Origin of the sequence: Micromonospora sp. LOL_025, assembly GCF_048060285.1 — a bacterium.
GTDB lineage: Bacteria > Actinomycetota > Actinomycetes > Mycobacteriales > Micromonosporaceae > Micromonospora.
The window spans coordinates 297,335-316,449 of record NZ_JBHMIR010000005.1 but is presented as its reverse complement, the minus strand read 5'-3'; the positions used below and the strand labels follow the sequence as shown (position 1 = coordinate 316,449).

Sequence of the window (19,115 nt, the reverse complement as noted above, 5' to 3'; positions counted from 1 at the left end):
CAGCTTCATCGCCGGCTCACCTCTACTTCGTAGACGCGGGCGGCCGGGTCGCCGTCCTGAGTGGGCACCCGGACGGCGACCCGCAGGTACCGGGCGGGCGTCGTCTCGCCGAGGTGGTGCCGGGACACCGCCGTCGTATTGGCTCTGACCTGCGCGACGGTGGCCCACGTGAGGCCGTCGTCGGAGGTCTGCAGGTCGAAGTCGCGGGTGTTCCACACGGGGTTCTCGCCACCGGCGGCGGCGTGCCGGACCGTCACGGTGCCGATGGCCTGCCGGACGCCGAGGTCGACGGTCAGCCACCGGTCCCCGCTGGAGGAGCACCACTTGGAGTTGGTGGCCGTGCTGCCGTCGACGGCTCGCGACGGGCCCTCGTCCGGGGCGCAGGCCGAGTCGGCGGTGGCCGGCTGCCGGCGGGCGAGGTTGGCGGTGACGTAGTGCCCGTTCGAGGCGGCGAGCTGGTGCAGTTCGTCGTCGGTGACGACCCGGTCCCAGATCCGTACGTCGTCGATGTCGCCCAGCCACTGGCCACCGACGGCGCCGTACCACCAGCCGGTGCCGATCCACACCGGCCCGGCGGCGTGCCAGGCGTGAGTGTGCGGCGTCGCCGCGACGAGGACGCCGTCGACGTACAGCCGGATCTGCTGGCTGCTGGCGTCGTAGACGCCGGCGACGTGGGTCCAGCGGTGCAGCACGGCGGGTTCGGTCGACATGGCCAGGGTGGAGGTGGGCTGGGCGTCCTGGTCGGCGAGGTTGAACGCCCACCGACCGCCGTCGACCGGTGCGTACTGCAGGGCGAAGCGGCTGCTGTGCACGCCGTCCTGCACCACGGCGGTACGCCAGGTGCCGCCCTCGCCCAACCGCAGCCACCCGGCGACGCTGAAGCTGGTGTCGGTGCGGGTCACCGGGCCGACGGTGGCGGCATGGTCACCGTCGGCATCCGTGGTGAGGTAGCCGGAACCGGCGGGCGCCCCCGCGTCGGTCGTGACGCCCGCCGTCGCCCGCAGCGTCAGCTCGTGTGCCCCGGACTCGTCCGGGCTGCGCCCCGAGGGCGCGGCGTCCAGCCGCCAGTGTGCGACGGGCGGCGCGCCCGCCCAGGCGTAGAAGAGGTAGCGCCGTACCGGGCCGAGGTTGCCCGCGCCGTCACGGCTGCGCACGAACAGAATCTGCGGCCCGTCGGTGACGGGAGTGACGGTGGCACTCGCCGGGCCGCCCGGGTGGGTGGCGGGGACGAACGACGTGGGCGGGTCGTGCAGGCCGTACAGGTAGCCGGCGACGTCCTCGACGGCGTTGGCGGCGAAGGTGACCGCGGCGGGACGGCCGACGCTCGCGCTGCCCCACTCGTCCTCCGGCAACTGCTCGGACGTCACCGCCGGCGGACGCTCGGGGGCCGTCAGGTCGACGGCGAGCTCGCACCACGGACCGTGCTCACCGGTGGTGACGCCGTCGTCGGCCCGCACCCGCCACGCGATCACCGCGCCGTCGACGAAGTGCCCGTCGGGTACGCGTACCTGGAACGTGGAGCCCGACGGCGCCGCGGCACTGTGGTACTCGCCGCGCAGCTGACCGTCCCGGATCCACCATTCGAAGCGGGCCGACACGTGCTGCCCGGCCCAGCCGTCCGGGTCGGTCAGCACGGCCTTCAGCGTCGGGGTCGTGGTGGCCACGAACGGCCGCTGCTCCCCGGCGACGCACGGCACCGACGCGTCGGTGTGCTGGCCGCCCGGCGGATCCGGTCGGCTGTTGTACTCGATCTCCAGGACGGGGTCGTTGCGGAACTTCTTCCAGCCGAAGGCGTCGCCCTCGTTCTCGGCGCGTAGTCCGAGGGTGAAGACGTGCCAGCCGGAGTCGGCCGCGAGCTGGGTGCCCCAGGTCGCGTCGAAGTCCACGCCACCCTGCGCGCAGTTGCCCGAGTAGCCCTTGGCGGCCCAGACGGTGCCGAGGTGGTGGTGCCAGCCTGGCTGGTTGTTCCAGGTGGTGTTCGTGTCGATGCCGCCGGTGTTCCACAACTGCACGGGGCGCGCCGAGCACGACCAGGCATAGGTCTCGAAGGCGCGGAACGTGGCGCGGATGATGCGCCTGCCGACCACCCCGGAGGTGTCCATGGCGAACAGGGAGCGGTTGAGGTTGCCCTCCTGCGACTCGTAGCCGACCCGTGCCACGTCGCCGGAGTTCCAGTAACGGGTGTTCGGGAACCTGCGCCACACGGAGGTCCAGTTGACGCGTCCGCCGGTCAACCCCGGATCCAGGTAGACGGGATAACGGGTGCGCGGGTCGGACAGCATGGCCAGGTCGGGACGGACGACCACGGCGTCGTCGCGCACGGCGACGCCCATGGCGCGCACGCGCGAACCGGTCGGCGGGCCGGCGACCGCTCCGGCCCGTCCCACGGCTGCCACCGTGCCGGCGTCCCACATCTGCGGAGTGGCGCCGCCGAGCACCACACGCCCCTGCCGGTCGCGTGCGCTGATGTTGCCGGCGGCGTCGGCGCCGACGTGCAGGCCGGGCCCGCGCAGGCCGAAGCGGATGCGCCGCAGATCCGGGTTGGCCGCCGCCGTGGCGGTCCTGACGACCAGGGTCTCCGCGAATCCCGTGACGTCGGCGCGGACGCTGAGGTCCACTCCGGGCAACACGTCGGCGTAGGTGGCGACCGGCCCGTCGAGGACGGGCTCCGGCAGCGGGGCGGGCCAGGTGAGAGCCAGTCGCGACGGACCGGCGGTCACCGTCGCCACGGTGTCGTCCCCACCTCCGGAGAACGCCACGTCGAGGGCGGTGGCCCGCGGTGCCACCGTGCCGTCGGACCGGGCTACGAGCGTGGTGTCCACCGGCACCCAGCCCCCGCCCTGGCGCACCCACTGTGGGCGGGCGTGCACCACCGTCGTGAGCGTGCCGTGCGGATTGGCGTAGACCTCCGCGTAGGCGGAGCGCCCCGAGGCGACTTCGACGCGGCGGCCCGTGAGCGCGGCCTCGGCCAGCGCGGCACGCTCGCCGCCACCGGGTGGCGGCGCACCGGCGGCCGGGCCCGTCACACCGGCCGCCGGGGGCGGGCCGGCCGACAGGGTCAGCACCATGCCCAGGACCATCGAAACCGTCCGGCCGACCGTCATCGGGCCACCTCTTTCCGCTCGCCGGTGCACCCATTTCGACAGCGACCGGGGACAATGTCTGCGTCAGATGACGCACACCGCTCGACGATGAGAGGACTACACTGACGCCGTGTTGGCGACGGGACATTTCTGGGGCCAATTGACCGGCCCCGAGCGGGACGCGTTCGAAGCCCGCAGCGACGCGCTGGAACTGGCCCATGGTCACGTGCTGTTCCGGCAGGGTGAACCGGCAGGAAAGGTCGTACTGGTACAGCAGGGCTGGTTGAAGGTCGTCGGCAACTCCGCCACCGGCTGCGAGGTGATCCTGGCCTTTCGCGGTGCGGGCGAACTCCTCGGTGAACTGTCGATTTTCGGATCTCCGCAAAGGTCGGCGACGGTACAGGCGGTGGGTCGTGTGCAGGTGCGGTTGATGAATGCCGCCGCATTCACGTCATTCCTCCACGAGTTCACCCGGCTGCCCTGGGTCATGCTCGCGGTCCTGGCCGAGCGTCTGCGGCACGCCGACCGGCATCGCACCGGCTACGCCAGCGCCGACGTGGTCCAACGGCTGGCCGCCCTGCTCGTCGAGGTCAGTGTGGATCGACAGGACCCGATCGCGGCGTCCGGCGCCGCGCTGCCCCTGACGCAGACCGAGATCGCCGCAGCCGTGGCCGCCTCGCGGGAGCAGGTCGTCCGGGCCCTGCGGGTGCTGCGCGAACTCGGGCACGTCAGCACCGGCCGCGGCCAGGTGCGGGTGCACCATCTCGAGCCGCTGCGCGCCGTCGCCACCGGGTCGCGCCGGCGGCAGGCATCCGTCGACCCGAAGGTGGCCTGACGTGTCATCCACCGCCACCTGGGCGACGGAGCACCCCGCGACGGACGGGCCCGCGTACTTCACCATCCTGGCGGTGGACGTGGCGAGTTTCAGCAAGCGACGCAACGTGCAGCAGCAGGTCGTTCGCGAGCACCTGTACCGGTGCGTACGGGAGGCGCTGCGAGAGGCGGGCGTCGACTGGGAGCGCTGTTACCACGAGGACCGCGGCGACGGCCTGTTCCTGCTCGTGCCGCCGCAGGTGTCCAAGCTGCCTCTGCTGGCCCGCCTGCCGGTCCTGCTCGGCGAGCGGGTGGCCGAGCACAACCGCGGCGCCGACATCGACGAGCGGTTCCATCTACGCCTCGCCGTGCATGCCGGCGACGTGCAGGCCGACGAGCACGGCTACTCCGGCGAGCCGCTCATCCACGCCTTCCGGATCCTGGACGCACAGCCGGCACGGGACGTGTTGCGCCTGAGCGGAGGACCGGTCGTGCTGATCGCCTCCGACGACATCTACCGGGCGATCGTGCGCCACGACTACCGGGATCTCCCGTCGAACACCTTCCAGCCGGTGCGGGCGCCGGTCAAGGAGACCCGGACGACGATCTGGCTGCACGTGCCGGGGCTGTTGCCTCCGTTCAGCGGCCTCTCCCCTGACCCGGAGACACCCGGCGCCGCGCCCCGGCGCCTGCGCCGCTGGTGGCCGCTGGCCGCGGCGGTGGCCACGGTCGGCCTGTTCCTGCTGATCTACCTCACGCTCCGCGCCGGGCACGGAGTGTTCAGCGCCGGGCTGGGAGTGCCCGCCTCCGAACTGCCGGTCGACGAGGCGGGGATGGCCGCGTCCGCCGCTCTCGCCACGGCGCTGGCGGCGCTGGTCGGCCTGGCCATGGTGGCGGCGATGGGCGTCGGCTACCTGCTGGGCAGCAGCGCCCGCCTGGCCCACGCCGTCGGTGAGTCGGCCGCTCTCGCCGTCGTCGTCCTCGGCGTCCTGGTGCCCGTCCTCGCGGTGACCGGCGGGCTCCGGGCCCAGCTCGGATACGCGTTCGCGCTCATGGCACTGCTGGCCTTCCACTATCCGCTCGCCAACCGGCGGGCGCCGTGGCAGACGTACACCGCCGGATACGCCCTCGGCGTCGCCACTCTCGCCCTCGCCGCCGCAGCAGGCGTCGGTGCCAGCCGCATCCTGGCCGCTCCCGCGCCGGCGGTGGGGTACACGACCGTCCTGGCCGCGGCGGCGACGCTCCTGTGCGTCAGGATCGCCCGGCGCCGCCCGGCCACGGTGCTGCGGTGGTCGCCGGCGTCGGTGCTCGACGCCGTGCGCCAGGACCTCTACGCCATCGCCCGGCGATCGCAACCCTGGTGGGTCGCCGTCGCCGCGACCGCGATCGTCGCCGTCGTCGCGGGGCTGGTCGTGACGTCCGTGTCCGAGTGGCTGAACGGCCGTGAGCAGGCGGCCTCCGTGGCGCTGCGCGACGGTCACGTGCCCTCGGAGCTGCGCACCGGCCTGCTCGACCAATCCGTCACGCCGGCCACCGTGACGCTGCTCGAACCATCCGTCGATCCCCTCACGCTGTGCGGTCGGGCCGGGGCACTCGCCGTCAGCGTCGTCGCCCGGGAGGGCGGTGCGACGGTGGTGCTCGCCCGCGACCTCGGTGCCGACTCGGCAGCGACGGTGTTACGCCTGCCCGACCGGTACTACCTGGTACAGCGGCACCCGCTGGCCGATGAGGTGCAGCAGCGTGGATCATGGCGGCGCCCGGCGTGCTGACGCCCGCGGTTCGACACGGATTGACCACCAATCGACAAGCTGCTATTCGTTAACAGGGTTTCCAGTGTTGTGGTGTCGCGTCGACGCGACGCAGCGCGAGGCCCGCAACCGCAGGTCGGCCCACCCTTCCCCCTGAGGAGCGCCACGCCTCGCAAGCGGACAGTCGCCCAGCTCTCGGGGGCCCTCGCCGTCACCGTCGCCGCGATCGGCTACGGCCTGCCCTCGGCCAGCGCCGCGGCGGCCGGGCCGGTCACCGGCCTCGGCGGCAAGTGCGTCGACGTCGCAGGGCCAGTCCCGCCAACGGCACGCCGATCCAGCTCTGGGACTGCAACGGCACCGCGGCCCAGGTCTGGACGGTCGGCAACGCCGACGGATCGCTCCGCGCGCTCGGCAAGTGCCTGGACGTCACCGCCGCGTCGACCGCCGACGGCGCCAAGGTGCAGCTGTACGACTGCAACGGCACCGGCGCACAGAGGTGGACCGCCAGCAACGGCACGCTGGTCAACACCGGCTCGGGCAAGTGCCTCGACGTCACGGACTGGAGCACGGCCAACGGCACCCGGTTGCAGATCTGGAGCTGCTCCGGCACCGCCAACCAACGGTGGACCCTGCCCGGCGGCGGCGCCACGCCCACCCCGTCCGCCCCGGCCGGCGTCCCCCTCGACGACCCGGCCAAGAAGGACGTCGCCATGCAGCTCGTGTCGGCGGCGGAGAACTCCTCCCTCGACTGGCGCGCGCAGTTCTCCTACATCGAGGACATCGGCGACGGGCGCGGCTACACCGCCGGCATCATCGGCTTCTGCTCCGGCACCGGCGACATGCTCGAACTGGTGGAGGCGTACACCCGGACCAAGCCCGGCAACGTGCTGGCCGGTTACCTGCCGGCGCTGCGCGCCGTCAACGGCAGCGACTCGCACGCCGGCCTCGACCCGTACTTCCCCCGCGACTGGCGCACCGCCGCCGCCGACCCCGTCTTCCGGGCCGCGCAGGAGGCCGAGCGGGACCGCGTCTACTTCAACCCGTCCGTCCGCGACGGCAAGGCCGACGGGGTGCGGGCGCTCGGGCAGTTCGCCTACTACGACGCGGCGGTGATGCACGGCTACGAGGGCATGCGCGCGATCCGCAGCCGCGCCCTGGCCCGGGCGAAGCCCCCGGCCCAGGGCGGCGACGAGCGGACCTGGCTGCACGCCTTCCTCGACGAGCGGGTCGCCGAGATGAGGAAGGAACCCGCCCACTCGGACACCTCCCGCGTGGACACCGCGCAGCGGGTCTTCCTCAACAACGGCAACTTCAACCTGAACACGCCGCTGGTGTTCGCCGTCTACGGCGACCAGTACCGCATCGGCTGACACCCCCGGTCACGACTCCGACGCGACGCCGGCGGGGGCGCCGGTCTCCCGCAGCCGGCCGTCGGCGAGCCGCAGCCAGCGGTCCACGCCGATCGCCGCGAGGAACCGTTCGTCGTGGCTGATCACGACGAACGCGCCCTCGTACGCGTCGAGCGCGCTCTCCAACTGGCCGACGCTGACCAGGTCCAGGTTGTTGGTCGGCTCGTCGAGCAGGAGCAACTGCGGTGCCGGTTCGGCGAACAACACGCAGGCCAGGGTGGCGCGGAGCCGCTCGCCGCCGGAGAGCGCCCCGACCGGGAGGTGGGCGCGGGAGCCCCGGAACAGGAAGCGGGCGAGCAGGGTCATCCGCTGCGCCTCCGGCATCGCGGGCGCGTACGCGGCCAGGCTCTCCGCCACCGTGCGGTCGAGGTCCAGCAGGTCCAGCCGCTGGGACAGGTACGCGATCCGGCCGTCGGCCCGCCTGGTCCGACCGCCCTCCGGCTGCACGTCGCCGCTGACCAGGCGCAGCAGGGTGGACTTGCCGGCGCCGTTCGGACCGGTGAGCGCGATCCGCTCGGGCCCCCGGATCGTGAGGTCCACGCCGTCACCGGCGAACAGGGCACGCTCGCCGTAGCGGACCTGCATCCCCTCGCCGTGGAAGACCGTGCGGCCGGCCGGAAGGTTGGTGCCGGGCAGTTCCAGCATGATGCGCTGCTCCTCGCGCAGGGCCCGGCCCGCCTCGTCGAGCCGGGCCTTGGCGTCGCCGACCCGCGCGGCGTGCGTCTCGTTCGACCGGCCCGCCGACTCCTGGGCGCCCCGCTTCATGGTGCCCGCGAAGATCTTCGGCAGGCCGGCGCTCTTCAGGTTGCGGGCGGCGTTGCCCGCCCGGCGCTCGGCCCGCTCGCGCGCCTGCTGCATCTCCCGCTTCTCCCGCTTGACCTCCTGCTCGGCGTGGCGGACGTTCTTCTCCGCGACCTCCCGCTCCGCGCGTACCGCCTCCTCGTACGCGGTGTAGTTGCCGCCGTAGGAGCGGACCTCGCTCCGGTCGAGTTCGAGGATGCGGTCCATCCGGTCCAGCAGCGCCCGGTCGTGGCTGACCAGCAGCAGGCAACCGTTCCAGTCCTCCAGCACGGCGTACAGCTTGCGGCGGGCGTCGAGGTCCAGGTTGTTGGTGGGCTCGTCGAGGAGCAGGACGTCGGGCCGCCGCAGCAGTTGCGCCGCCAGGCCGAGGGAGACGACCTGACCGCCGCTGAGGGTGTGCAGGGGCCGGCCGAGGGACACGTCGTCGAGGCCGAGCCGGTCCAGTTGGGCGCGGGTGCGCTCCTCGATGTCCCAGTCGTTGCCGATCGTGGTGAAGTGCTTCTCGTCGGCGTCCCCGGACTCGATGGCGTGCAGCGCCCCGAGCACCGGCGCGATGCCCATGACCTCGGCCACGGTCAGGTCGCCGGCCAGCGGAAGGCTCTGCGGCAGGTAGCCGAGCAGCCCGTCGACGGTCACGGAGCCGCCGGTGGGCCGGTGCTCGCCGGCGATCAGCTTGAGCAGCGTGGTCTTGCCGGCGCCGTTCGGCGCGACGAGGCCGGTGCGGCCGGCGCCCACCGTGAAGGACAGGCCCTCGAAGACCGGGGTGTCGTCCGGCCAGGAGAAGGAGAGGCGAGAACAGATGATGAACGCATCGGACATGCGGAAGCCCTTGGTGTGACGTGGGCGCGCGGGGCGCCCTGGGGACGGGATTCGGGAACGACGGCCCGCGGCCACGGCGGCGGTCGAACGCCTGCCGCTGGCCGGGCACTTCCGGTGTCACCCGGAGATGTCGTCGTCACCCGCCACGTCTGGTCTCCCTGTCCCGATCACTCGCGCCCATCCTAACAGCGCGGGTCCGGTGCCACGGGTACCCGCGACGGCGTCAGAGGCCCGCGCACGGGTCGTCGCCCAGCGAGCAGTCCTCGGGCGCCCTGGTGAGCTGGTCGACGTCGCGCACGGCGAACGTGAAGGTCCGCGAGCGGCCGGCCGGCACGGGCGGCCCGGTGAAGGTGACGACCTGCCCGTCCCGCCGCCAGTCCGCCCCGCTGACGTCGGTCAGCGTGCCGCCCTCGGCCAGCGTGACGACCACCGCCCAGCCGTTCACCGCCGTGCTGCCGGGATTGTCGACGACCACCTCGCCGGTGAAGCCGAGCAGCCGCGTCGACACGGTCTGGTAGCGGGCGGTCATGGCGGGGGCCGACGGCGCGTTCGAGGTGGGCGTACGCGAGGGCGTCGCCGAGGGGCTCGCCGACGGCGTCCGGCTCGGGCGGGACGGGGTCGGCGTGGCGCTGCGCGTGGGGCGGGCCGACGGGGTCGCCCGCGGCGTACGGCTCGGGGTGGCCGCGGCGGTCGGCGACGGCGTCGCGACCGGGCCGGCGACCAGGTCCGGCTCGGCGGGCAGGACCGCCCACGCCGCCGCCCCGGCGGCCAGCACGACGCCGGCCAGCCCCGCGACCAACAGCGGCCAGCGGCGGCGGCCGGCCGGTGCCGGCTCGTCGCCGACCACCTCGGTCACCGGCATCTCGGCGGTCATCCCGGCCTCGCCCCGACGCAGGTCGACCTGCCGGAAGGCCAGCCAGTCGAGGATCGCCGGCAGTCGTCCCGTCAACGCCTGCCGGTAGGACTCCTCGCGGCGCTCGCGCTGCTCCTCGCTCCAGCTGCCGTGCTCCAGCACCTCGCGGACCGACAGCCGGCACCCCTCGGCGGTGGGGGCGACGGCACAGACCAGCCGGCTGCGCCGGCCGCCCTCGAGGCACCGCAACGCGATCAGCTCCGGCTCCCGCCGGTCGGTCACCTCCGCGTCGACGGCGGCGTCGAACCCGGGCAGGCCGGCGGTGAACAGCAGCAGCCGGCCGCGCGCCCCGGCCATCGGCTCGACCTCGGTGAACCACCGGGCGAGCAGAGCGCGATCCGTCAATGCGTGCCACAGCCGGTCCGCCGGATGGAACAGGTCGACCTGTACGTCGATCTCGGTCACGGCGAGACTCTACGGGTATCGATCGCGGCCCGACCCGGACGGGGGGATCCCCACCGGGCGTGGTCGGCGTCGCGCGGGCCGCCGGAGGGGTGCGACCGGCGCCCTCCCCTCCCGGGCGCCGGTCGGCGGTCATCCCTTCACGCAGACCACCTGCTTGAGGTGCGCCACCACCTCGACCAGGTCCTCCTGCTGCGCCATCACCTGGGTGATGTCCTTGTACGCCCCCGGGATCTCGTCGACCACTCCGGCGTCCTTGCGGCACTCCACGCCGGCGGTCTGCGCGGCCAGGTCGGCGGTGCTGAACGTCCGCTTCGCCTGCGCCCGCGACATCCGCCGCCCCGCCCCGTGCGAGGCCGAGCAGTACGCGTCCGGGTTCCCCTTGCCCCGCACGACGTACGAGCCGGTGCCCATCGATCCCGGGATGATGCCCAGGTCCCCCCGACCGGCCCGGATCGCCCCCTTGCGGGTGACCAGCACGTCGACGCCGTCGTAGCTCTCCTCCGCCACGTAGTTGTGGTGGCAGCTGATCGGCTCGTCGTAGCCGACGTGCGGGAACTGCTCCCGGACCACCCCACAGAGCAGGGCGAGCATGACCGCCCGGTTGCGCCGCGCGTACTCCTGCGCCCACCACAGGTCCCGGCGGTAGGCGTCCATCTCCGGCGTGCCGGCGAGGAACACCGCGAGGTCACGGTCGGGCAGGTCGGTGTTGTGCGGCAGCCGCCGGGCGACCGCGATGTGCCGCTCCGCCAGCTCCTTGCCGATGTTGCGGGAGCCGGAGTGCAGCATCAGCCACACCCGTCCCTCGTCGACGCCGCCCTGCTCCAGGCAGACCTCGATGAAGTGGTTGCCGCCGCCGAGCGTGCCCATCTGCCGCTGGGCCCGGGTCTCCAACTGCGCCACCCGCCGGTCGAGGTCGGCGAACCGGCGCCAGAAGTCGTCCCAGCCGGCCTGCTCCAGGCCACGGACCCGGCGCGGGTCGACCGGCTTCTCCCGCTGGTTGAACCCGACCGGGATCGTGGCCTCGATCGCCGAGCGCAGCCCCGCCAGGTCGTCCGGGAGGTCGGCGGCGGTCAGCGAGGTGCGCACCGCGGACATGCCGCAGCCGATGTCGACGCCGACCGCCGCCGGCGAGACGGCCTGCCGCATCGCGATGACCGAGCCGACCGTGGCGCCCTTGCCGAAGTGCACGTCGGGCATGACCGCGACGCCCTGCACCCACGGGAGCGCGCCGATGTTGCGCAGTTGCTGGGCGGCCTGCGGCTCGATGCCGTACGGGTCGGTCCAGACCCGGACCGGCGCGCGGGTGCCCGCGAGCGGGGTGTAGCTCATCGTCGTCTCCTCGTGTCGTCGGCCGGCCGCCACCGAGGCGGCGGGACCGGAAGGCATCGACGACCGCCCGGGAATCGAACCCGGCGGGAGTGGCCTGCACGGCCTCTCCGCGCCCAGCGCGCGGCCGGCCCGCCGGGCGGGACCCGACGGGTGCAGCGGGTGGGCCGGCCGGGCACCGGGTGAGCCTCCCGGTGCTCCGACGGCCCGTGTCAGGGCAGGGCCGAAGCCCCGCCCCTGCCGTCCGGGACCGGGGAATCGAACCCCGTGTCTCTCGCGCCCAAGGCGAGCGGGTCAGCCAGCTCCCTCGTCCCGGTGACGGTCGTGCTCCCGGTCGCCCGTGGTGGGGCGACCGGGTGGACGAAAAAGCCGCCCGGCCCCGGTGGGGTGGGCGGCTGCGCGTACGCGCGGGCGCTAGACGCGCCGCCACCCCCGCTGCCACCCCTGTCCGGGACGGCGTCGCCCGCAGGCTGGTGTGCCCGTGGGCAGCAGGGCACCACCGCGCGGCGTCGGCCACACGGCGTCGGTGCGGGTGCGCTGCGACACGGCGTACTCCCCTGGGTCGTTCGGTTGACCTTGCGCCGATGACGGTAGGCGGGCCGGGACGGTGGCCGCAATGGATATTCGCGTTCCGTTCGGCCGGCACCGGCGCGGGCGGGAACGACACCTGTGTCACAACCGCTTCCCTATCCTTCCCCATCGGGGCTAGATTGAGGAACGATGAGTGAGCAAGTGTATTCGGTCGAGCAGGTCGCCGAGCGGCTGGGCCTGCACGTGCGCACCGTGCGGGGCTACATCCGCGCCGGTCGGCTCAGGGCGGTGCGGATCGGCAAGCAGTACCGGATCGCCCGCGCCGACCTCGACGCGCTGACCGGTCGACCGGCACCCGCCCGGCCCGGCGGCCGTGCGGCGGTGGAGGTGTCGAGCATCGTGCAGATCGACGGCGTCGACCGGGCCGGGGCCGACCGGCTGGCCACGCTCGTCCTGGCCGCCGCGAACAGCACCCACCACCACCCCGCGCACCCGCTGCGCATCCAGACCGTCCACGACGAGGAGCGGAACCGCATGAAGATCGTGATCCTGGGCGGCGCCTCGGCCACCGCCGACGTGCTGCGCCTGGTCGACGCCGTGCTCGACGGCGACAACGGCCTGCTCGCCGGGGAGGCCGGCGATGCCTGACGTCATCCAGGAGCGGGCCGGGGTGCCGGTGCTGGTGTGCGACCCGGACGGCCCGCCGGTGACCACCGAGCAGGACGCGCTGGACCTGATCGGCTCGGCCTTCCTCGGCGCCCAGGTGGTGGCCGTGCCGGTGAACCGGCTCGACGCCTCCTTCTTCGCCCTCGGCACCCGCTTCGCCGGCGAGATCATGCAGAAGTTCGTCAACTACCGGCTCCGCCTGGTCGTCGTCGGCGACATCGGTGAGCACCTCGCGGCCAGTTCGGCCCTGCGCGCCCTCGTCCACGAGTCGAACCGCTCCGGCCACGTGTGGTTCGTCCCCGACCTCGACGCCCTCGACGCCCGCCTGGCGCCGGCGGCGGGACCCGGTGGGGCCGCACCCGCGCCGGACGGGGCGCCGACGCGCGGCTGACCGCTCCGGGGTTGCCGGCGCGCGGGGCGGGTAACCGGCGCGGATGAGGCCGGAGGCCGAGCCGGTGGACGTCGACGAGCCGCTGGCCGTCGACGTACCGCCCGCGCCGCACGACGCCAGCGGCGAGCGCGTGCCGACCCGCGACCTGGCCGGGCTGGCGCCGGCGGCGCGGCCGGCGCGGCGGTGGACGCCGCGCCGGGTGGTCGCCACGCCCGCCGCGCTGGAGCACCCGCACGGCCGACGGATCGTCCAGCGGGTCGAGGCCCTGGGCATCGAGGTCGAGCGGCTGCGCGCCAACCGGCTCACCGGCGTCCGCGGCGCCACCGAGCGGGAGACGTACGCGCGGGCGAAGGCGACCATGGCGATCGTGGTCAGCCCGCCGTCGCGCCGGAAGCTGCAACCCATCGCGCCCAGCGCGGACTGGCGCTTCGACCTGGCGGAGGGTTGCCCGGCCCACTGCCAGTACTGCTACCTGGCCGGCTCGCTGTCGGGGCCACCGGTGACGCGGGTGTACGCCGACCTGGACGACATCCTCGCCGGCCTGGCCGACTACGCCGGGCGGGGCACGGTGACCAGCCGCGACGCCGGACGGGCCGCCGAGGGCACCACCTTCGAGGCGTCCTGCTACACGGACCCGCTGGCTTTGGAGCACCTCACCGGCAGCTGGCGGCGGGCGGTGGAGCACTTCGCCGGCTGGGACGCCCCGGTGCAGCTACGCTGGACCACCAAGTACGCCGACGTCGACACGTTCGTGGGGCTGCCGCACGCCGGGCGCACCCGGGTCCGGTTCAGCGTCAACTGCCGCCCGGTCAGCGAGCGGATGGAGGGCGGCACGGCCCCCGTGCCGCACCGGCTGGCGGCGCTGCGCCGGCTCGCCCTCGACGGCTACCCCGTGGGGTTGACCGTCGCGCCGATCATGCCGCTGCCCGGCTGGCGGGAGCACTACGGCGAACTGCTCGACGCGGTCGCGGACGCCGTCGCCGGGGTGCCGGGGCTCGACCTGACCGCCGAGCTGATCACCCACCGGTTCACCCCGGGCAGCAAGGAGGTGCTGCTCGGCTGGTACCCGCGCACGAGGCTGGAGATGGACGAGTCCGCCCGCAGCCGCAAGTACGGCAGGTTCGGCGCGGTGAAGTACGTCTACCCGCGCGACACCATGGCCGAGCTGCGCACCTGGTTCGACCGCGAGCTGGCCGCCCGGCTGCCGGCCTGCCGGGTCCTCTACTGGACATGAGGATCAGCTACGGTCGACGACCGTGGCCCTGATGCGCGTCGACTTCCACTCCGAGGTGCTCGGTCTCAGCACCTCCATGACCGTGATTCTGCCGCAGCACACCTCCTCGCAGGTCGGCATGTCCGGCAGCGCCCCGCAGGGCGATCCGCCCGTGCTCTACCTGCTGCACGGGCTGTCCGACGACGACACGATCTGGCTGCGCCGCACCTCGATCGAGCGGTACGTGGCGCCGCTCGGCCTGGCCGTGGTGATGCCCCAGGTCGGGCGCAGCTTCTACAGCGACGAGGAGCACGGCAACCGGTACTGGACCTTCCTCACCGACGAGTTGCCCCGGCTGTGCCACGAGTTCTTCCGGCTGTCGGCACGTCGGGAGGACACCTTCGTCGCGGGGCTGTCGATGGGCGGCTACGGGGCGCTGAAGTGGGCGCTGCGCGACCCGGGCCGGTTCGCCGCGGCGGCGAGCCTGTCCGGGGCGCTGGACGTGGTCAACCGCCGCCACCATCCGACCGCGCCCCTCGACCCCGCCGTCTGGCACACCGTCTTCGGCGAGCGCACGGTGACCGGCACCGACGACGACACCGTCGCCCTGCTCGACGCGGCGGCGGGCGCCGACCTGCCCGCGCTGCACGTCGCGTGCGGCACCGAGGACTTCCTGTACGAGGACAACTTGACCTTCGTCACGGCGGCCCGCGAGCGCGGCGTCCCGCTCACCGTGAACTTCTCCCCCGGCGCGCACGACTGGGCGTACTGGGACGCGAAGATCCAGGACGTGCTGGCCTGGCTGCCGCTGCGCACCGGCGGCTGATCCGACCGACCCCGGGTGCCGGCTGAGCGGCGCCGGTACCGGTGGCCGGGCGGACCGGCGCGGGGGCGCCGCTGGCGTCGTACGCCACCTGGAAGTCGCCGGAGTCCGACCGGACCGGCGGCACGTCCTCGCCACGGGTGCGAGGTCCGGTGCGGCCGGGGCCCGGAGCGCGGGGGTGGCCGGCCGTGTCCGCGCTGTCGAGCTGCCCCGTTGATGAGACCAATCGTCACCACCGTGTGTCGCCGTGCCCTCGGGGGGCCGGGACGGCCGCCCTGCCCCGTCCATGGGGGCAGCTCGACAGCGCCAGCGAGGCGACTGCGCCCACAGTCGCGGCGCCGGGCGAGACGGTTCGGCCGCAGGCAACCGTCCGATTTGTACCGTGATGCTCCGCTGCGGCGAGTCGCGATCCCTAAATACGACGAAATTCGTCGCTCACGCACCAATATTTGACGAGTTCGCCAGGATCTATGGACAGGAACCGGCGGCACTCGTAGGGTCTCACCATCTTCCGATGATCCTGGAGATGATGTGAACACTGCCGTCACGGAAATTCCCGCCAACCAGGCGACCGAGCTGCACGCCGCCGCCACCGTGGTGGACGGGAGCACGGTCATCGAGCTCAGCGACGCCCACCTCGACCGGATCCGGCGAGGCGGCGTAACCGCCGTCAACCACACGGTCACCAGGCCGTACGCGGACACGGTCACCGCCCTGCGGGAGGTGAACCGGTGCCGCAGGTGGATCGACGAGCACTCCGACGACGTGCTGCTCGCGCTGACCGTCGCCGACATCCAGCGGGCCAAGGCCGAGGGCAAGGAAGCCGTCATCTTCGGTCCGCAGGACACCGAGATGATCGGTGCCGATCTCGACCTGCTCGGCACCTTCTACGATCTCGGCGTCCGCATCCTGCAGCTGACCTACCAGCGGCAGAACCTGCTCGGCGCCGGCTGCGGCGAGGAGACCGACTCGGGCCTGACCCACCGGGGTCGCCGCTTCGTCCAGGCGATGGACGAGCTGGGCATCCTGGTCGACGTCTCGCACTGCGGCGAGCGCACCGGCCTGGACGCCATGGAGGCGTCCGCCAAGCCGGTCGTCGTCACCCATTCCTTCTGCGACGCGATGTCGCCGCACATCCGGGCAAAGTCCGACGGCTACCTGCGCAGCCTCGGCGAGCAGGGCGGCGTCATGGGCATCACCACCCTGTCCGGGTTCCTGTACTACCCGGAGGACCCGTCCCGGCGTCCGGATCTGGCCCGCTTCGTCGAGCACGTCAGCCGCGTGGTCGAGGTGGCCGGCATCGACCACGTCGCGATCGCCACCGACTACGACGAGACGTGGACCGAGCCGATGCGGATCGCGCAGCTGAAGTCCATCGCGCAGTCGAACTCCAAGGAGCACCAGAACCTCCTCGGTGACTTCGGCTGGACCGAGCGCCGGGCGATCGGGATGGACGACGCCGCGGACTTCCCCAACTTCACCCGGGCCCTGCTGAACGGCGGCTTCTCGCCGGCGGACGTGACCAAGATCCTCGGCGGCAACTGGCTCCGGGTCTACGGACAGACGTGGAAGCCGGCCTGACCTGTAAGTGCTGATCGTGACACCAGCCAAGGAGACCAATGCGTACTCGTGTTTTGACCAAGGTGCTGGCAGTGGGCGTCATCTCGGCGCTCGCCGCCGGCTGCGGAGGCGGTGAGCCTCCGTCCAAGAACAGCGGCAACAGCTCCAACGACGGCCTGAGCGGCAGCGTCCGCCTGCAGGACGAGTCGCAGCCGGCAGGCACCCCGAAGTCCGGCGGTCGGCTGCGGATCATGATCCGGCTGGACGCCAACGAACTCGACCCGCACCGCATGTCGGAGACCTCGGCCTTCGTCATCAACGAGCAGATCTACGAGTCGCTGGTGCAGTCGTACCGGGGCGAGATCAAGCCGGCGATCGCGGAGTCGTGGACGCAGAGCACCGACGGGCTGACGGTGACGTTCAAGCTGCGCGACAACGCGGTCTTCCACAGCGGGCGCAAGGTGACCGCGGCGGACGTGAAGTACTCGATCGAACGGATCAAGGACCCGGCGACCCGGGCGCCACGGGCCCGTAGCTACGAGGGCATCAGCTCGGTCACGGCGGTCGACGAGCGTACCGTCGAGATGAAGCTGGCCAAGCCGAACGCGGCCATCCTGACCCTGCTCTCCACCGCCGCCTCGTCGATCGTGGACCGCACGGTGGCCGAGGCGGGCGGCCTCAACGGCAGCGTCGACGGCGGCAGCGGCCCGTTCAAGATGGCCTCGCGGGTCACCGGCCAGGCCATCAAGCTCGACAAGCACGCCCAGTACTGGGAGCAGGGCGTTCCCTACCTCGACGGGATGGACTTCACCTTCAACCCGGACGACAACGCCCGCGCCGCGGCGGTCCGCAGTGGCACCGTCGACTTCCTCTGGCGTCCCGCGCCCGAGTTCATCGACGCGCTCAAGCGCGACGAGAAGCTCAAGTGGTACGGCGGATCCGGGTCGCTCTCGCTGCACCTGCGGCTCAACACCTCCAAGGCCCCCTACGACAACGTGAAGGTCCGGCAGGCCATCTTCCTCGCGCTCGACCGCCAGGAGATCCTCAACGTGGCCAACTCCGGCTTCGGGACCGCGCTCAACGCGGGTTACCTGCCGCCGGACCGGTTCGGCGCGGTGAAGGAGCCGATCTACGGCAAGGCCGACATCGAGAAGGCCAAGGCGCTGCTGGCCGAGGCGGGGTTCCCGAACGGCTTCGAGGCCAAGCTCATGGTCATCGCCACCTCGGCGTTCCAGGTGCGCTCGGCCGAGGTGGAGCAGCAGCAGCTCGCCAAGATCGGCATCAAGGTGACCATCGAGTCGGTCGAGTCGACCATCGCCGACACGAAGACGAAGTCCGCGGACTTCGACATGTACCAGTCCGGCTTCGGTCTGACCTACGACCCGGACGAGCGGTTCACCGCCAGCTTCCTTCCCGGCGGCGGCCTGAACTACGGCAACTGGTCCGACAAGGAGTACGAGAGCCTCGTCGTGCAGGCCCGCTCGGAGATGGACAAGGACAAGCGCGCCGCGCTCTACCAGCAGGCCGAGAAGATCCTGGCCGAGCGCGGGCCGGTCGCCATGACCTTCCTGAACGCGGACTTCGACGTGGTGCAGAAGGACGTCATGGGATACCAGGGCGACCCGACACCGACGTACCGCTTCTACCGGCACATCTGGCTCGACCGCTGACGGCCGTGGCGGGGACGCCGACCTCCCGGCGCCCCCGCCACCACCCGCGAAGACGACGAAAGGCAGGCCCATGACGTCCGTACCGCTGACCGACCGCTATGTCATCGCCGCCCGGCTCAAGGGCTACCTCAACAAGCACGGCGAGTCGGTGGCACTGCTGACCGAGGCGCTGGAGCTGGAGCCGGGCAGCGCACGCCTGCTGCGCTTCCGGGGACACCGACGCATCTCGATCGGTGACTACGCCGGTGCCATCGCCGACCTGCGCGCCGCGGCCGACCAGCTGCCCGGCGTCGAGGACGAGTACGAGATGTACCAGCCCGAGGTGGAGAAGGACGTCGTCAGCCTGATCCTCGGCAGGCCCGAGCAGGTGCGCCCGCAGCACCTCACCGACACCATGGCCGCCCAGGACCCGGAGGCCCTCGACCGGTACAACACGACGCTGCACGCCGGCATCTGGTACCACCTCGGGGTCGCCCAGTACCTGAGCGGTGACTTCGAGGGCTGCCTGCCCAGCTTCCGCGCGGCCGAGGAGTCCTCGCGGCACCAGGAGGGCATCGTGGCGTCGCAGGACTGGCAGTACATGGCGCTGCGCCGGCTCGGCCGACCGGCCGAGGCCGAGGAGATGCTCGACCGGTTCCGCAAGATCAGCCTGGTCCAGGAGGACCACCTGGTCGGGTACGAGGGCCGGATGCAGCTCTACACCGGCGACATCACCCCGGAGCAGCTGTGGGCGATGTGCGACGGCAACGACCTGAAGACCGTCACCCAGGGTTACGGTCTGGGCAACTGGTACTACCACGAGGGTGACGTCGAGAAGGCCCGTGAGGTCTTCGACGGGGTGCTGCGGACCGGTGTCACGCACGCCTTCGCCTACCTTGCGGTCAAGGCCGAGTACGCCAACAATCCCGACTTCGCCGCGGCGGCGACGACAAAGGAGAACTGAC

Annotated in this window: 14 protein-coding genes and 1 tRNA gene; 10 read left to right on the top strand and 5 right to left on the bottom strand. The window is 72.6% G+C overall.

Annotation, left to right across the window (positions count from 1 at the left end; translation table 11 throughout):
- Positions 1-5: 5 nt before the first annotated feature.
- Positions 6-3,104 (bottom strand): LamG-like jellyroll fold domain-containing protein, encoded by a 3,099-nt coding sequence (locus ACFHW0_RS10115; RefSeq protein WP_416607012.1) that lies wholly within the window; start codon positions 3,102-3,104, stop codon positions 6-8.
- Positions 3,105-3,213: 109 nt separating this feature from the next.
- Between ACFHW0_RS10115 and ACFHW0_RS10110 the strand changes: the two genes are divergently transcribed.
- The 3 genes from ACFHW0_RS10110 (at position 3,214) to ACFHW0_RS10100 (ending at position 7,014) form a co-directional block, all read left to right on the top strand.
- Positions 3,214-3,918 (top strand): Crp/Fnr family transcriptional regulator, encoded by a 705-nt coding sequence (locus ACFHW0_RS10110; RefSeq protein ID WP_416607011.1) that lies wholly within the window; start codon positions 3,214-3,216, stop codon positions 3,916-3,918.
- A 1-nt stretch (position 3,919) separates the two neighbouring features.
- Complete coding sequence (locus ACFHW0_RS10105; protein WP_416607010.1) at positions 3,920-5,665, top strand: hypothetical protein; 1,746 nt, start codon at positions 3,920-3,922, stop codon at positions 5,663-5,665.
- Between the two features lie 269 nt (positions 5,666-5,934).
- The gene (locus ACFHW0_RS10100) at positions 5,935-7,014 is read left to right on the top strand and encodes a chitosanase (protein WP_416607009.1); all 1,080 of its coding nucleotides are present in this window, start codon (positions 5,935-5,937) and stop codon (positions 7,012-7,014) included.
- 9 nt (positions 7,015-7,023) lie between these two features.
- Here the strand turns inward: ACFHW0_RS10100 and abc-f are convergent, their stop codons facing one another.
- From abc-f to ACFHW0_RS10080, 4 genes are all read right to left on the bottom strand, one after another.
- Positions 7,024-8,673: a ribosomal protection-like ABC-F family protein gene (gene abc-f / locus ACFHW0_RS10095; RefSeq protein ID WP_416607008.1), complete on the bottom strand. Its 1,650-nt coding sequence runs from the start codon at positions 8,671-8,673 to the stop codon at positions 7,024-7,026.
- Between the two features lie 223 nt (positions 8,674-8,896).
- Positions 8,897-9,991, bottom strand: a complete 1,095-nt coding sequence (locus tag ACFHW0_RS10090) for an SRPBCC family protein (protein WP_416607007.1) — start codon at positions 9,989-9,991, stop codon at positions 8,897-8,899.
- 129 nt (positions 9,992-10,120) lie between these two features.
- Complete coding sequence (locus ACFHW0_RS10085; protein ID WP_416607006.1) at positions 10,121-11,320, bottom strand: RtcB family protein; 1,200 nt, start codon at positions 11,318-11,320, stop codon at positions 10,121-10,123.
- A 240-nt stretch (positions 11,321-11,560) separates the two neighbouring features.
- A tRNA-Pro gene (locus tag ACFHW0_RS10080) sits at positions 11,561-11,633 on the bottom strand.
- A 404-nt stretch (positions 11,634-12,037) separates the two neighbouring features.
- Between ACFHW0_RS10080 and ACFHW0_RS10075 the strand changes: the two genes are divergently transcribed.
- From ACFHW0_RS10075 to ACFHW0_RS10045, 7 genes are all read left to right on the top strand, one after another.
- Positions 12,038-12,496, top strand: a complete 459-nt coding sequence (locus tag ACFHW0_RS10075; protein WP_416607005.1) for a helix-turn-helix domain-containing protein — start codon at positions 12,038-12,040, stop codon at positions 12,494-12,496.
- Positions 12,489-12,905: a DUF4180 domain-containing protein gene (locus ACFHW0_RS10070; protein ID WP_416607004.1), complete on the top strand. Its 417-nt coding sequence runs from the start codon at positions 12,489-12,491 to the stop codon at positions 12,903-12,905. Before ACFHW0_RS10075 ends, ACFHW0_RS10070 begins: the two co-directional genes overlap by 8 nt.
- 43 nt (positions 12,906-12,948) lie before the next feature.
- Entirely contained in the window at positions 12,949-14,139 is a 1,191-nt protein-coding gene (locus ACFHW0_RS10065; RefSeq protein WP_416607003.1) for a spore photoproduct lyase family protein, read from the top strand.
- 22 nt (positions 14,140-14,161) lie between these two features.
- Entirely contained in the window at positions 14,162-14,944 is a 783-nt protein-coding gene (locus ACFHW0_RS10060) for an alpha/beta hydrolase (protein ID WP_416607002.1), read from the top strand.
- Positions 14,945-15,472: 528 nt separating this feature from the next.
- Positions 15,473-16,522, top strand: coding sequence for a dipeptidase (locus tag ACFHW0_RS10055; RefSeq protein WP_416607001.1), 1,050 nt, complete (start codon positions 15,473-15,475; stop codon positions 16,520-16,522).
- Positions 16,523-16,560: 38 nt separating this feature from the next.
- A complete protein-coding gene (locus tag ACFHW0_RS10050) occupies positions 16,561-18,171 on the top strand; it encodes an ABC transporter substrate-binding protein (RefSeq protein ID WP_416607000.1) in 1,611 nt (536 codons plus the stop codon).
- Positions 18,172-18,241: 70 nt separating this feature from the next.
- Positions 18,242-19,114 (top strand): tetratricopeptide repeat protein, encoded by an 873-nt coding sequence (locus ACFHW0_RS10045; RefSeq protein ID WP_416606999.1) that lies wholly within the window; start codon positions 18,242-18,244, stop codon positions 19,112-19,114.
- Position 19,115: the final 1 nt, after the last annotated feature.

Coding starts and splice junctions, on each gene's coding strand:
- ACFHW0_RS10115 (WP_416607012.1), bottom strand. CDS start 3,104: ATGACGGTCGGCCGGACGGTTTCGATGGTCCTGGGCATGGTGCTGACC.
- abc-f (WP_416607008.1), bottom strand. CDS start 8,673: ATGTCCGATGCGTTCATCATCTGTTCTCGCCTCTCCTTCTCCTGGCCG.
- ACFHW0_RS10085 (WP_416607006.1), bottom strand. CDS start 11,320: ATGAGCTACACCCCGCTCGCGGGCACCCGCGCGCCGGTCCGGGTCTGG.
- ACFHW0_RS10075 (WP_416607005.1), top strand. CDS start 12,038: ATGAGTGAGCAAGTGTATTCGGTCGAGCAGGTCGCCGAGCGGCTGGGC.
- ACFHW0_RS10070 (WP_416607004.1), top strand. CDS start 12,489: ATGCCTGACGTCATCCAGGAGCGGGCCGGGGTGCCGGTGCTGGTGTGC.
- ACFHW0_RS10065 (WP_416607003.1), top strand. CDS start 12,949: ATGAGGCCGGAGGCCGAGCCGGTGGACGTCGACGAGCCGCTGGCCGTC.
- ACFHW0_RS10050 (WP_416607000.1), top strand. CDS start 16,561: ATGCGTACTCGTGTTTTGACCAAGGTGCTGGCAGTGGGCGTCATCTCG.
- ACFHW0_RS10045 (WP_416606999.1), top strand. CDS start 18,242: ATGACGTCCGTACCGCTGACCGACCGCTATGTCATCGCCGCCCGGCTC.